Here is a 13992-nt window from a genome sequence, read left to right as displayed (position 1 = left end):
CTATTAGAAATGAGGGAAACAATACAAAAAGACACTATACAAGGTAAGGATCATACAACACTATGACTATAACAGTATTAATAATAATATATTCATTATTAGCTTTATTGATGGACTCTTTAAATGGAATTAATAAGAATTTAAAGTTTAATAGATTAATAAATATCGTACAATTTATTCTATTAGTTATTGGATCAATATTCCTAATCATAGTAATCTATGTTTAATATTTTCAAAACAGGTATTCTTGAATACCTGTTTTTTTATATTAACCTAACCAATTAATTATAGAATCAACCAAATACATATCTGAAAAGGTATACCTTTTCAGATACTACATAACAGCCTAAAATATATGTCGACAAAGGTATTATTTTAGTTTTATAGATAGCGCTTAAATACAATATACCTTTTCCGATACATTTAGTATAATATTTTTGAGGTGTATAAAATGGAACATAAAATTTTTGGCTATGTACGTATATCTAGTGAAGATCAAAATGAAGGTAGACAAATAGAAAAGATGAAAGAATTAGGAATAGCGGAACGTGATATTATTGTCGACAAAAAAACAGGTAGTAATATGGATCGTGAAAATTATCAGATGTTAAAACATCACCTAGTTCGTTCCGGTGATACAATTGTATTTGATTCTCTCACCAGACTTGGAAGAAACATGGAGAATACATTAGAAGAGTTTAAGTTCTATGAAAACAATAAAATAAATCTTAAATTCATAGAAGAACCGTATATTAACTTAATACATACTGATGATCATACTAATGACATTATTCAAGTTGCCATAAAAAAATCTACACTAACTGTTCTTTCCGCCTTTGCTCAAAAAGAAAGAGAGGACACACATAAAAGGCAGGCTGAAGGAATCGCCTTAGCAAGAAAAAATGGTAAGCACTTAGGAAGACCAGCTATCCCAATAACTGATGATTTCATTAAATCCTATAATCGATGGAAAGCTGGAGAAATTACCGCAGTCAAAGCAATGGCTGAATGTAACTTAAAAAAAGATACCTTTTATAAACTTGCAAAAAAATATCAACAAGAACTTACAAAATAATAATATAGCTAAAACTAATATTTCACTTGATTTAAGTTACCTTTTTCATGTATAATAAAGGTAACTTAAATCAAGTTTTTTAATACAAACTTTAATGTTTATAGCGAGAAAAATTTTTTATAGAAAAGAGGAATAGGAAAATGCATAAAGCGGAGTATATTGAGTGTCCACACTGTAAACATATCCATGATAATTACGATGACTATTTAGATGTGGGTGATCTTGGAGGGAATTTTGAAATGAATTGTGAAAGTTGTAAGGAGCAATTTAAAGTTGATTTTTACAGTGTATTTTGGTTTGAAACAAAAAAGAAATAAAAATTATAGAACCTAACAAAAATGTGAGGTGAGAAAATGAGTTCACATGGAGGAAAGCGAGAAGGTGCTGGAAGACCTAGTATGGGAGTTACAAAGAAGATATCAGTTACCTTACCGCAAGAAGTTTGGGACTTAATAGACCAAGAATGCGAGGATAAAAATAAAAAGCGTGCACAAATTTTTAGAGAAACATTATTAAAAAAGTATATTAAATAAACAAATAAAAAAAGACTCCTTTTCAACCGCCAAGCCAAAAAGAGTCTTTTATACAAATACACTTAAATTTGAAAGGATGATTCAAATGTCAAATGTACTACTTAAACTAACAACTGATGAACCCATTTTACCACAATATAAGCGAAAAAATAACCCAATCAAAAAACTATTTATAAGTTTTATTAATCACTATGATAGACTCAATAGATGGTTCGGAATTCAAGATAGTAAAAGTGATCAAGTTTGGTATTATGGTACATTATTTTTAATGATATTTCTTCCTTCTGTTACATATATACTTTCAAAACTATATTTTAAATTTTAATTAAAATTTAATGTATACCATATACCCTTTTTGCCTTAAAATTGTATAAAAGGGTATATGGTGAGAAGGAGTGAACAAATTGAAATATTGTGCTTATTGTGGAGAGAAAATTTTAACTAATCCTGAAAAGGATCTTACCAAATTGAAGTGTACATACTGTGATGCTAAATTATATGATACAAAAAATCGAGTATTAAAGATTTATGATGGCAATAGTAGATTTAAATTTAACAACCTTCAAAAAACAGTTTCTTTAGATGATGCTAAAGGCTCTGTAGAGTCCCTAAAGTCCTATAATATATTTGATTTATATCTACTATTAAAAGAAGTCAGAGAAGCACGAAGCGGTCACTATACTACATTTAACATATTTAAAGAAGCTTCTAAATGCTCTAAAGCAACCAAAGAAGATGCTAAACAATTTTATAAACTTAGTCAAACTGAAAGACAAGCTTATGTATATTGGACACGTAGACAATGTATAATTGAAAACATTTTAATAGAAAAACAGGGTTTTTTCCCTGAAGCTATTACGCAAGAATTACTACATGAGAAGTATGAACAAATATTAAGATCTAAAAATCGGAGAATGGTCTTATCTGACTAAAAATCTTATAAATAGAAATAATAAAATCTTTTAAAAAGGAGCATTTACAATGAAAATCCCGTTTAATACCCATACTATTTATGTTACTTTGGATGATGATAAAATCTATGAATTAAAGAGTGATTATACAAAAGTTGAAGTCCCGAAAATTCAAGACTCTAGCAAAGAAAACCCTGTTATGGTGCTTCATAAAAGCCAATTTGACCTAGCGAAAGGGCATTTATTAAATAAAGAAAGTCCTTTCAAAATTAATGAAGAAGATGCAAAAACTTATCAACAGATTGGCTTCATAAGTGCTGAAGAATTTACTAATTTCCTTTTTTAAATAAAATCACCAGCGCCTTTTTAAGATGCTGGTGATTTTATAATATATAAGGGTTATCTATACTAAGAAGACTTTTACCTTTAGGATATACACCAATGATAAATAGAATACCCTATAGCAATTAACGAAACATGAAACCAAAACATTTTAACTTGGACAATCAAAGTATCATCGTTTTCCGTAAACATTCACGATCCTCCTATTATAATGATTCATATTGCTACTTATCTAATAAAATTAGCATCGATATTGGCTGTGAAAATTGGTACTAAACATTTTAACTTTTCATCATACTGTTGTATTGAATATAACACCCTTAATGCTTTAGCTATCTCTTCTCTTAAATAATTAGAGTCCTTTCTTTTTATATGATCGGATATATTATGGATACTATTACTAATCATATAAATCCAAGAGATTACCTGACTATGTGTTATATCAATAATCTCAATATAACTAGGATTCATTATCAGAGAACTAAACCTCCTTATTATAAGGATTGAATCTGTTAACACATCATATCCTAATTTGAATACCTGTTCTTCTGAAAATCCAATTAGTTGCTTTTCTAATTTTGAAACATGGATTTCCCCTTTCTTAAAAAAATGGACGTTCCTTTCATTTGAGAAAGCATTCATTTCTTTTTCCCTCTTTGAATTCTTATTAAAATAGCTTTTAAGGTGTGTTAACACTCTCTTATCCTCCTTATACCCTTAATTAAATAAAAACACCTAAAAGGGTATTTGATACCCATTAAATATTTTAAACTAACTCACTGATAAACTTTCATATGAACTCAGATCATTAGTTGCAATTGACACTCTAATCCCCTTACAATACTGAGCAATTATATTAGCAACATTACTATTGGGATATTGATTACAAAAGGCTTTTGCTTGTTTTAATTGATTTTTATTATTTATTTCTAGACAATATTCAACTTTATTTTTAGTGACATTCTCTAAGAAAATTAAATACCCATCACCATTACTAATATATCGAGCGTATAGATCTACACATAATCTTAAATCACAATGAACTTTATATAAATCTTCACCACTCTTAGGTAATATAAATTTAAATCCTTTCATTTCTTTTTCAAATTTTAAAATTTCTTCTTCTGAGTAATGAAATTTTATTCCACAAAGATGTAAATAAGAATCCATATGCATCAAACCGTCATGAATAGTTTGAAAATCTCTAGCATTTCTAAAAATCCCATGATTATCTTCAAATTGGTGTTCAGTAAGATACATAACTGAGTGCAAAATAAACATTTCTAATCTTTCATATGAACTGACTCTATGTATCGTATTAATCATGGCTCTAACAAATGCTGTCTCTGTATCATATAGGCCTCTTATTACTTGTAAGTTTATTAGAAGATTACATTCCTTTACTCGACATTTAGGATTCAAGAAATATTTAAAATAGAATTGAGATAGTGAAAAACAATCTGTATTTTTCCATTCACTCATACTTTTTAAAACATTTACTACATGATTATTATCCTTTATTATTCTTTTTAGAATTGGATACATTACTAGATTCAAACTATTCTCTGTTATTATTTTTATTTCTGATTTAGTAGGTTTAAATCCATGTAATTCTTGAAATAAAGAATATATACTTTTCTCGCATTTTAATAATTTCTTCTTCACTACAGGAGATATTAACCTTGTACATCTTCCAAGTGGAAAATGTGATAGATGGGGTAGATTCATTAAAACTGGATACCTAATAAGACTAACAAAGTTATAAATATCTATTTCTTTATTGTGCATCCAATTCGGCAACTCTTTTTTTAGCGTATTCATATAATGCTTATAATTTTTATCTTTGAGTATTATATCAAAATGATCTTTATTAACCCATTTAGCAATTGCTCCATTAGATATAGGGCTAACCTTAGTTTTTTTCCCTTTAGGGGTTTTTGTGAATATGTACAATTGCTTCGACTCTTTATTATAAACTAATTTATAATAGAATTTTTTATAAATAGGCTTATCTCTACCAATAAAACTCCATTCACTCAAACAAATACTCCATCTAATTTTATTATCTTCATCGTAAATTTTACTAAACACAATGAGATAATCTCTATACTGACTTCTATCCCTACAATGTTTAAAACCTACTTTACAAATAGGGCATCTATACCCATATCTTTTCTCACAAGGTTCAGCCAATAACAAACTTTCTGAACATCTAGGGCAAAAAGCCTTAGTAACCTCTTTATAATTAAGATCATCATCAATAATTGCACAGTTTAATAAAACTCTTTTTTTAGGAAAATGTTTTTTCACATAAATCCCTTCCTACAATTTATTTTTTCCTTGTTAATTTATTAGTTTTCTTTTTTTTGTATTGAAGGTAAGACCAACTTATATCAATGATCCCCATTACACATAACATAATAAAAGCAAACAGAAAATTGTTCATACGTATTATGCACCTTGTATTAAGATTTTTTGTCATCTTCTGACTCGTCAACAATAGGTTCATTTTTATGAAGTGCAAAGAATAGAATTGTCAAAACTAAATATCCCATAATAATTACAAATAAAAGATTCCAACAACTACGTATTAATTCAGGATAAACAATTTCAGCAAAATAACATAAAAAAAGGATCACCATAAGGGTAATCGAAATTGTTTTAAATAATCTTTCGTAAATCCCCCTAAAAATGTTCACCTTCCTCACCTCAAATTTTTATAGTATCATTTCGGTAATTGAAATTTTATCATCTATGTTTTTTTGCAAAACACGAACATGATTAATTGACTAGATATCTATATTTCATGTTTCTAAATAGAAATAAACTTGTCATAATAATAATAAGGGAAATACACTCTACTAAATAAAAGATAATGCCAAAAGGAATAGTCATAATAGCAAACAATGTCTTAGTAGATAATACACATACAAACAATATTCCTCTAAATTCTCTTGCTTTTAAAAGCGTTGAGATAGTGGAGTAAATATATCCAAATATAAAACCAAATAATATAAAATATGTGCTCATGTTACTATAAATAAAAGGGAATTCTCTTACGATACTGTTAATTTGCCTTACAGTAATATTAACGAAATACAAATCTGTAAAATTTTGATATAGGTAATACCAAATGAAAGCGTATAATAAGGGATAACCAAACAATCTTTTAACAAAAAAAGTTCTCAATTGTAGATTCCTCCTTTTTTAAAATTATATCATATTTTGTTTATTTTTTATACATATATTGTTGAATTTATAAACATCAATTGATACTCTGAAATAGTACACAAAAAAGCGTGTTTTTTCTTATAAAACACACTCGAAACTTACATATATATCTAATTATATAAAAATAATGGAAAATGTTTTTTTGTAGGAAATAAAACTGTAAAAAAATTAAACAAAATTTGTTTAACAATATTGAGTGAAAAAAAGCGATTGGGGAAAAATTAAATTGGTATTTCAAAAGTTAAGTCATACACATTTATTTGAACATTACTCTTATGAGGATGTGCCGAAAGGGGGGAACTCTGTTGAAAAAATCTCTTGAAGAAATTTATAAAAAATACCCAAAGGTTAAAGAAAGAATGAACGGTACTCTATGTCCATTGACCAATGTTGAAGATACATTTTATCAACTGTCACTTTTTATTAACGATCCTTGTTTATATTCATTTAATATGAATACATTGTATACACATTTAAAAGATAATGATCTCTTATTTGCACTACAAACTATTATTAAATTCTTTCAACAAGATACAAATTTAATATCAGAAAAAGACATATTAAAAATTTCTGAGGAAGATCTTCATAAAGAAAAAATATATAATCAAAAAATGTTCTCAGAATATTTAACTCAGAGCGGAGTTCCATATTCACAGGGGAAATTCCATACTTATTATAAACGTGGAAAGATAATTGATGCGGATATTATTATTGCTGAAACTCCATATTGGTTTGAGTCTTCAGTTATTAAATTTACAAAAAAAGAACTAAATAAAGCAACTAAAAAAAAGTAAACAGGGTTCGACTCCAATTTAACAATTCTCTAATAATGAAATATCTATATATTTCATTATTTATAATTTAAACCATATTTATTTTACATTCGTATTTGATTATAAACTATATGTAGTTTATAATCAAGTTATACTAGAATTTATAAAATTTAATAAGATGTTGGTAAATGTACTATTTTAGTATACAGGAGAAGAAATCTACAATTTAATTGTTTGAGTAATAATAGGAGAGTGATAATTCCCAAAATACATATATCATTATAATTAGAATAATAGTTTTGAACTTTGATAAGTTATAGAATAAACTACTAATTGCATTAATTCAAGTGGTAATATAAACCAAATTCAACCAACTTACATACGTAAAATCAAATTTAATACTAAATAGAAGACAAGGATTGGGGACACATGAATAAACTTAAAGCCAAAACTTATATTATTACATATCAGATTGAAGATCATACTGAAGTGCAAGAACACACAGTTAAAGCTTTCTCAGAGAAAAATATAACACTACCATTAAAAGAAGAAGTTAAAAGAAGGTTTAAGAAAAAATGTAATATCATTGCGGTAAGCGAATCTAAAACTAATTAAATAAAAAAGTAAAAAGCAACCCTATCTATAAGTAGGGGTTGCTTTTTACTTTTTTTCTTTTTCTTTTAAATGCTCTTGCTCTTGTAAGATTTGTTCTATGCCTTCAAAGGAAATAAAAGCGTTCCCGATTGTTTGTCCTTGATCTGTTATTTTACCAGTCACCGCACAAACAAACTCAGGTTGATGCTTTCTAATTTTAATAAACTGCTCATCATGCGTTATTTCTACTTGATCATCCTTTTTTAAACCAAATTTGCCACATAAGTCTTTTGGCAAAGTAATTCTACCTGTATGATCAATTTTTTTTAATAATGTCACCTTTTCACACCTCTATTCAGAGAAAGCTTTTATCTCTTCTAACAATACAGGATTTCCGACCTTTTGAGCAAAATCTTTAGCTTCTTTGTATTTCTTCAGAGACGTAAACGCTTCTACAATCTGTTTTTCTCTTCTTCCATTTAAATCTACTTCATCTTTTAATTCAACAACCTTTTTCCAGTCCTTATTAATATATGCAACTTCAAAATCTACATATGGACTTTTAGATTCCATTTTCTCTTGAATCTTTAATAATTCGTCACCTTTATTATTTGCCAGCATTTCATTTACAATACCTTTTACAAGAGAAGGCTTCTTATCAAATAATTTATATACCTGATCCGTTTTCTTGTATAAATTATCTAATACTTGTTGGTCTACGCTTCGAAGGTTTTCATATCCAATGTTTTCTAATGATTCAATTGCCTTCTGATTTTCGCCTATTAAAGCTATTTGATATGCATCAAACAGTTTATCCTTTTCGTCTTGGCTCAATGGTTTATTATCAAGCTTATTCTTCTTTAAGACTTCAGCATGATACTGTTTCTTTGCATTTTGCTTATTCTTTTCCGCACTCTTACTATCATTTAAAGAAGTAAGGGCAAAATTTAAACCTATGGCTAATATTATAACACTACCTAATATGATATAGGTTTTTTTGCTATTATTTTTTTTCTTTTTCTTTTGCTGTTGCTGTTTCTTTTCTCTTTTTTTTATATCATTTTTATTACTTTTTAACTTTAAACTCCATTTTTTATCCTTAGTAACCTTTTCTTCTTCTACTTCCGTTTCTTCAGGTTCAAAGTGTTCTGATTGGATCATTTTTGTATTAACAAAATGATCTAGATCTTCAAGATCCTCAATTTGTAACAAGGTTTCCGCAAATTGAATTATTTCATCACTAGGATCTATAAAGTCCGTACGGCGTGGTTTTCCATAAATTTGAGTTAATTTTGTTAGACTTAACAAAATTAACTCCTTAACGCCAATTAGTGAGTCTTTTATGTCATAAATTTTCAAATCAGTTGTGTCATAAATAACTACTTTCATCTTGTCTTCATATTCGTCTAAAACAAAATTATATTTATTCCATAAAGTTTTTGTATGCACACTATTTTTAGCTATTTGAATCATGGATGAAAAATATTTTAATTGCTCACTAAATTCTAACGATCTAAGGTATTCAAAACTTTTATATTTCTCCATGTCATAATAAAGTATTAAAGATGCATTTAATATTTGCATCTCAAATGGAACTAAATAATGTGGATCATTATCTATACTCTGTATTTTTCTTTTAAGATTTTTTTCAATAATATTAAGATCATCTTGATTTAATTCTGTTATTGGAATCCGATATTTGAGTGTATTATCTTCAATTTCTATGTTTGCTAATTTGTTAATATTAACTCGCACGTTCTATCACCACCATATTTCTTAAAAAATGTTATACATCTTTATTTCTTTTAGTGTTTTAGATTGTTTTTCAAGCTTAAGTTCCTCTACTGTTTTATCTTCTAAAGTTTTAAAATCATTCAAGATCGTTGAACTAATTCCTAATCCTTGAATTAATTTCATTCCTTCTTTGGTCTTTACAAAATGGAACGAAGGTAATATTAAATCTTTTCCCTCATAAGTCATCGGAATAATTAACTCATGCACATTAATATTTTTATAATATACAATTTTAGGGGATTGTAATTTTACCTTATTCCCTTCAAATTTATAAATTAAAAAGCATTCTGGATCATACGTACCTAGCATTGCTCCTTCTTCTTTCTTATAACAATTATTAGGATCTTCTAAAAAATCATCTTTTCCTGAACGTACATGATGATTATCTACTATATTGACTTCTACATCATCAAAGTACGCATCTTTTAATTGTTCGGATATATCCTGAGCAATAGACTTATTTGCTTCTTCAAACTCATCCATTGTTAATTGTTTTTGATGATTCTCATACGTGTAAAATACCTTTTCTATGATATTTTTTGCTTGTTTCATATCATTTTCGCTAAAAAATACTTTTTCATTTGTTTCTGTTTTTTTATTTGTATCCTCACAACCAACTAAAGTGGTAAATACTAATGCACCAACAAGTATTATGTTTTTTATCTTCATAAAGTCCTCTCCCTTTATCTTCTCCTTGAAAGGTAACGTAAGGATTGTCCCATTGCTCTACTAGAACCTGTACTTGCACCCAATTGTCCAAGTAAATGAGGAATTGCTAAGGCCAAAATAAAGAACGCAAACGCTACTGTAAATGAAACACCATGACCAAAAGCATTATTCTTTACTAGCGCCATAAAACCTAATGAAAACGTTAATGCTTGTAAGCACAACGTAACACTATTATTTACAAATAATCTAATCCATAAAGAGAAGTAATTGTATTCATCATTTAGTGCTGTTGGGATCGCTACTACTCCAATGACATATAATAGTCCAAACAAAACAAATCTATACATAAACGCTAATGCGAATACAAACAAAACAAACATTACTATCAATGCAATGAAGAAACCATATAATGAACCTTTTATAAATATCATTAAAACGACTTCTTCCATTTTGATTGGTTCATACAACACTGATGTTACAATTACTTCTTGAAATCCCAATACCCAATTTATAAACGGATCATATATACCTAATAGCACCCCAGCTGTAAGAGTCATAATCATCTTTTCGTTGATTACCAAAAAACCATCCCCATCGGGTTCTACATACCGCATGGAATAGATTTTTAATATTTGCCACATCAAGAATATAGCTAACATAGTTGAAGATAGGCTATTAAATGCATTTTTGTATTTTTTAAATTCTTTATTTCCTGTTATATCGCTTGGTTTAATTACAGTTGATTTCAAACTATCGTATGTTACTTTTATTGTTCCAATAATTGATTCATAAGCCAATCCCGAAACTTTGCAAGAAACATCAAATGTCCCACAATCAAAGTAATTATCTTTGTAATCATAGTTTTTTATAAACTCTTGTTTGTCTTTATTTTTAATTTCTTTTTCAATAGCCTTTTTATTTTGATCGTAAAATTCACCTTTTTTTGCATACGCTGTAGTAAGATTAGTATTCATTGCGACAAATATTAAAAGAACTATAGATAAGATCTGATACATCTTTTTTAGTTTCATAGCGGTTTCTCCTTTAACTTGCAATACTTATAAGACCCATCATGATTAAAAAGATTACAGCAAATAATGAAATTCCTTTTCTCATTATGATAGTTTTTTTAATTTCGAGAATTTCAGAATCATTAGGATCTCTTTGATACAATCTATAAAAGACCTTTTTTTCTTTATCAAGATTTTGATCTATAGTTTTTTCAATTAAATTGTTTACCTTTTTATTTACTGAAAAGTAAAAAGTAGAAATTTTGTCTGATAGGTCATTCACAATAATCACCAGCTTTTAAGATTATTTTTCTAAACTTTTTAGATAATCATCCAAACTATTTTTTAAGACATTAATTCTATAATCAGAAACTTTATATTCTCCATTAACTTTTTCCCAGTCAACAATCATTGTTAAAGTCATTACTTGCTGGGGCATTGAATCTGTTGCGTATGGATTCGAATTATAGATAGATTTATAGATTGCATATGATTTCGCTGTGTTATCTCCTGTTTTCACAGCAAAGATATGATCTATATCTGTCCTTTCTAAAATAGAGTGAGAGCGACTGTCTTCAGCACCCTCACGCTCTTTTTGCTTAATTGCATCTTCAAACATTTCCTTTGCTTGTCCAGTTAACATATCCCCATGATCAGCAATACTAGACTTTTCAATAAACTCTTTTGATCTATCGTAAATAACACTAATTTCTTTTTCCTTTTTTAATTTTTCTTCTAATAAATGAATATCATTATTTATCTCTTTATTCTTTTTATAAACTGAGAAAGAATAAAGTGATGAAATAACTAGAAATAAAATTAAAAGGAAATTTATAATCGGTATTTTTTTTTGGCTTTTATTCATTTTTTTCACCTTATAACCTCATATTTTATTTATGAGTTATTCTTCCAGCACCATAATAATACTTTCCCCAATAAGGCGAAAAGACATCATCTATCTTTACACCTGAATTATTCGAATTAATCATTTTTCCGTTTCCAATATACATTCCCACATGTGTAACAGTTTTCCCGACATACGTTCCGGTGAAGAATATTAAATCACCAGCTTTAAGTTGCTCTTTGCTGACCCTTGCTGTTGCATGATACTGTTCTTCGGCTGTTCTTGGTAGATTAATACCAACAGTCTGTCTAAAGTTCCATTGCATTAGACCGGAACAGTCAAATCCTGTTGGGGATGCTCCACCCCACACATATGCTTGCCCTAAGAATTTTGCCATACTGTTATACACAACGTTAGGATCAAAAATTTGATTTCCACTTCCATCTATAACTACACCGCCAGATCCTTGACCCACCGCTTGACAATTCATTGATAAACCGCCTAATTCATTAGTCATATTTGTAACTATAGGAACCCAATGAATGTTTAAATTTGTAGGATCATTAGAAGCTCCAACAGGCGCATATTTATTTCCGATTTGTGGTATCGTAACAAGTCCTTGCGATATATATAATCTGAATAAGTTTCCAGCCATATAATCTAGTCCTTCATCTAGTGTTGAAAATGTACGTAAACCGCCTTTCCCCATGATTCCTCCGGGGTTATTTTTATTTTTCACAGCGTTAGATGTACCTCTTCCTGTTTCATGGAAAGCAATTGCTGTAAGAAGAACTGGATCAATATTATTTTTCCTAGCAATTTGAATAAAATCTTTCCCCTTTCCAGTAAACACACCAGCCTTTTCAAAGGCCTTCATATACACACCTTCATTTACTTGTCCCTCTGTGCACATATAACTTCCATTGCCCATATTATTATCTTGGGAATTATCTTTACTTCCAGCATCGGCAAAGAAAAAGATAGACATTAATCCGAACGTAAAAATAAGCAATAGGAAAAACGCTAAAATATACGGATTTTTAAACAATAGATACGTAATGTAACTTCCATTTCTACTATTCATCGAGATCTCACCAATCTATATTGCTATATCTTCTATTTTTTTATTTTCAAACCATAATTGTTTTTCTAAAGGCGTTAGTTGTACTTCTACTTTGATTTTCTTAGACCCTGAGAATAGAATGCCTTTACCAGCCTGTTTATCCTTATCTCCTTCTCGTACAACTAATGTCGTCTTCTCCTGTTCTGAAAACTCATGAGATAATTCTTTTTCTAGATAAGTTACCTCTTCTTGTGTCATAGGAAGATATAACCTTTGTACAGATTGACTAATAACAGCCTCACCGTAGTTTCGCTTTTCATCTTTTGCACTCATAAAATCTTTTATAGACTGTGTTGCTGGTGTAATTCCAACATTGAAGGAACGTAAGACTTTCATCATAAAGTATACATATTGCATAGCTAGTGGTACTTTAGGATCAGCAATTACATGGGCTTCATCTATATAAACTTGGGTTGACCTTTTATCTCCTTTAAGAAGCTCATATGTGGTATGAGACAGTAAATTATAATAAATAATACGTTGGACTTTTTCGTTATTATTTAAATCAAAAATATCGTAAGCAATTAAATCATTCGAAATATTTACGTTTGTATAGCCATTAAATAAATTACTATACAAACCATATGTGTATGTTTCTAATGTTGTATGGAAATTTCTAATTTCAGCATACAATTCTTTATCCTTTTCCTTATATTCATCCAACTTATTGTACAAATCTTCCATAATCGGGACATCTTTTACACCAATTTTGGTAGTATCTGTATCATAATCAATGCCTTTGTCCTTATATACTTCAATAACAATTTTAGAAATTATATCTTCTTCTAAATCTGTCATTGAGGGATACATAAGCCTAAACATAGTTAATAATTGTGTGATTTTAACTAACAAAACACTTCCAGCATCAAGTTCCTCTGTAGATGAAGTAATCTTTGGAAGATCAAAGGGATTAATTCTATTACCTCCACGTAATTTGAACTTCACCCATTCTCCGCCAAGATTTTTAAATTTGCTTCCAAACTGTGCGTGATAGGTAAAGCTTTGATATCATCTCCACCTTTTCCCCCACCTAACACCGTACGTGACAGTTTCCCGTCATACGGCGTCCCATCATTTTCAGCTAATTGATATA

Annotated in this window: 17 protein-coding genes; 7 read left to right on the top strand and 10 right to left on the bottom strand. The window is 28.8% G+C overall.

The features are described from left to right. Positions 1 to 451: 451 nt before the first annotated feature. The 5 genes from ACS2CR_RS19280 to ACS2CR_RS19260 all read left to right on the top strand — a co-directional run bounded on the left by ACS2CR_RS19280 (position 452) and on the right by ACS2CR_RS19260 (position 2865). Positions 452 to 1075 (top strand): recombinase family protein, encoded by a 624-nt coding sequence (locus ACS2CR_RS19280; protein ID WP_088065239.1) that lies wholly within the window; start codon positions 452 to 454, stop codon positions 1073 to 1075. Positions 1076 to 1215: 140 nt separating this feature from the next. Further along, positions 1216 to 1392 (top strand): hypothetical protein, encoded by a 177-nt coding sequence (locus ACS2CR_RS19275; protein ID WP_000548493.1) that lies wholly within the window; start codon positions 1216 to 1218, stop codon positions 1390 to 1392. Positions 1393 to 1428: 36 nt separating this feature from the next. After that, entirely contained in the window at positions 1429 to 1608 is a 180-nt protein-coding gene (locus tag ACS2CR_RS19270; protein WP_097939155.1) for a CopG family transcriptional regulator, read from the top strand. A gap of 395 nt (positions 1609 to 2003) precedes the next feature. Then, positions 2004 to 2540 carry a hypothetical protein gene (locus ACS2CR_RS19265; RefSeq protein ID WP_437261361.1) on the top strand — a complete coding sequence of 179 codons (537 nt, stop codon included), beginning with the start codon at positions 2004 to 2006 and terminating at the stop codon, positions 2538 to 2540. Between the two features lie 49 nt (positions 2541 to 2589). Then, on the top strand, positions 2590 to 2865 hold the full coding sequence (locus tag ACS2CR_RS19260) for a hypothetical protein (protein ID WP_437261360.1): 276 nt from the start codon (positions 2590 to 2592) through the stop codon (positions 2863 to 2865). A gap of 224 nt (positions 2866 to 3089) precedes the next feature. Here the strand turns inward: ACS2CR_RS19260 and ACS2CR_RS19255 are convergent, their stop codons facing one another. Both ACS2CR_RS19255 and ACS2CR_RS19250 read right to left on the bottom strand, forming a co-directional pair. Continuing rightward, positions 3090 to 3557, bottom strand: coding sequence for a hypothetical protein (locus ACS2CR_RS19255; protein WP_240523775.1), 468 nt, complete (start codon positions 3555 to 3557; stop codon positions 3090 to 3092). Between the two features lie 75 nt (positions 3558 to 3632). After that, positions 3633 to 5171: a PcfJ domain-containing protein gene (locus ACS2CR_RS19250; protein WP_437261359.1), complete on the bottom strand. Its 1539-nt coding sequence runs from the start codon at positions 5169 to 5171 to the stop codon at positions 3633 to 3635. Between the two features lie 1226 nt (positions 5172 to 6397). On the opposite strand from ACS2CR_RS19250, the gene ACS2CR_RS19245 reads away from it, so the two are divergent. Both ACS2CR_RS19245 and ACS2CR_RS19240 read left to right on the top strand, forming a co-directional pair. After that, complete coding sequence (locus ACS2CR_RS19245; protein WP_000749018.1) at positions 6398 to 6886, top strand: hypothetical protein; 489 nt, start codon at positions 6398 to 6400, stop codon at positions 6884 to 6886. Positions 6887 to 7294: 408 nt separating this feature from the next. Continuing rightward, on the top strand, positions 7295 to 7480 hold the full coding sequence (locus tag ACS2CR_RS19240) for a hypothetical protein (RefSeq protein ID WP_437261358.1): 186 nt from the start codon (positions 7295 to 7297) through the stop codon (positions 7478 to 7480). A gap of 45 nt (positions 7481 to 7525) precedes the next feature. On the opposite strand, the gene ACS2CR_RS19235 is transcribed toward ACS2CR_RS19240, so the two are convergent. From ACS2CR_RS19235 to ACS2CR_RS19200, 8 genes are read right to left on the bottom strand one after another with little or no spacing between them, the layout of a single operon-like run. Continuing rightward, on the bottom strand, positions 7526 to 7798 hold the full coding sequence (locus ACS2CR_RS19235; protein WP_000173532.1) for an AbrB/MazE/SpoVT family DNA-binding domain-containing protein: 273 nt from the start codon (positions 7796 to 7798) through the stop codon (positions 7526 to 7528). A 12-nt stretch (positions 7799 to 7810) separates the two neighbouring features. Next, on the bottom strand, positions 7811 to 9214 hold the full coding sequence (locus ACS2CR_RS19230) for a hypothetical protein (protein ID WP_437261357.1): 1404 nt from the start codon (positions 9212 to 9214) through the stop codon (positions 7811 to 7813). A gap of 21 nt (positions 9215 to 9235) precedes the next feature. After that, positions 9236 to 9922, bottom strand: coding sequence for a hypothetical protein (locus ACS2CR_RS19225; protein ID WP_437261356.1), 687 nt, complete (start codon positions 9920 to 9922; stop codon positions 9236 to 9238). Positions 9923 to 9936: 14 nt separating this feature from the next. Beyond that, complete coding sequence (locus tag ACS2CR_RS19220) at positions 9937 to 10953, bottom strand: conjugal transfer protein TrbL family protein (RefSeq protein WP_437261355.1); 1017 nt, start codon at positions 10951 to 10953, stop codon at positions 9937 to 9939. Between the two features lie 13 nt (positions 10954 to 10966). Continuing rightward, on the bottom strand, positions 10967 to 11215 hold the full coding sequence (locus ACS2CR_RS19215) for a hypothetical protein (protein ID WP_437261354.1): 249 nt from the start codon (positions 11213 to 11215) through the stop codon (positions 10967 to 10969). Between the two features lie 21 nt (positions 11216 to 11236). Further along, positions 11237 to 11797, bottom strand: a complete 561-nt coding sequence (locus ACS2CR_RS19210; RefSeq protein ID WP_001043540.1) for a hypothetical protein — start codon at positions 11795 to 11797, stop codon at positions 11237 to 11239. A 25-nt stretch (positions 11798 to 11822) separates the two neighbouring features. Beyond that, positions 11823 to 12860: a C40 family peptidase gene (locus ACS2CR_RS19205; RefSeq protein WP_097938967.1), complete on the bottom strand. Its 1038-nt coding sequence runs from the start codon at positions 12858 to 12860 to the stop codon at positions 11823 to 11825. Between the two features lie 15 nt (positions 12861 to 12875). After that, a complete protein-coding gene (locus tag ACS2CR_RS19200; RefSeq protein WP_240523758.1) occupies positions 12876 to 13844 on the bottom strand; it encodes a hypothetical protein in 969 nt (322 codons plus the stop codon). Positions 13845 to 13992: the final 148 nt, after the last annotated feature.

The sequence above is a fragment of the Bacillus cereus group sp. BceL291 genome (assembly GCF_051776705.1).
Classification (GTDB): domain Bacteria; phylum Bacillota; class Bacilli; order Bacillales; family Bacillaceae_G; genus Bacillus_A; species Bacillus_A cereus.
Note: the sequence above shows the minus strand (reverse complement) of the source record. Positions and strands in the feature narration are given on the sequence as shown.

Coding starts and splice junctions, on each gene's coding strand:
- ACS2CR_RS19280 (WP_088065239.1), top strand. CDS start 452: ATGGAACATAAAATTTTTGGCTATGTACGTATATCTAGTGAAGATCAA.
- ACS2CR_RS19275 (WP_000548493.1), top strand. CDS start 1,216: ATGCATAAAGCGGAGTATATTGAGTGTCCACACTGTAAACATATCCAT.
- ACS2CR_RS19270 (WP_097939155.1), top strand. CDS start 1,429: ATGAGTTCACATGGAGGAAAGCGAGAAGGTGCTGGAAGACCTAGTATG.
- ACS2CR_RS19260 (WP_437261360.1), top strand. CDS start 2,590: ATGAAAATCCCGTTTAATACCCATACTATTTATGTTACTTTGGATGAT.
- ACS2CR_RS19240 (WP_437261358.1), top strand. CDS start 7,295: ATGAATAAACTTAAAGCCAAAACTTATATTATTACATATCAGATTGAA.
- ACS2CR_RS19225 (WP_437261356.1), bottom strand. CDS start 9,922: ATGAAGATAAAAAACATAATACTTGTTGGTGCATTAGTATTTACCACT.
- ACS2CR_RS19220 (WP_437261355.1), bottom strand. CDS start 10,953: ATGAAACTAAAAAAGATGTATCAGATCTTATCTATAGTTCTTTTAATA.
- ACS2CR_RS19210 (WP_001043540.1), bottom strand. CDS start 11,797: ATGAATAAAAGCCAAAAAAAAATACCGATTATAAATTTCCTTTTAATT.
- ACS2CR_RS19205 (WP_097938967.1), bottom strand. CDS start 12,860: ATGAATAGTAGAAATGGAAGTTACATTACGTATCTATTGTTTAAAAAT.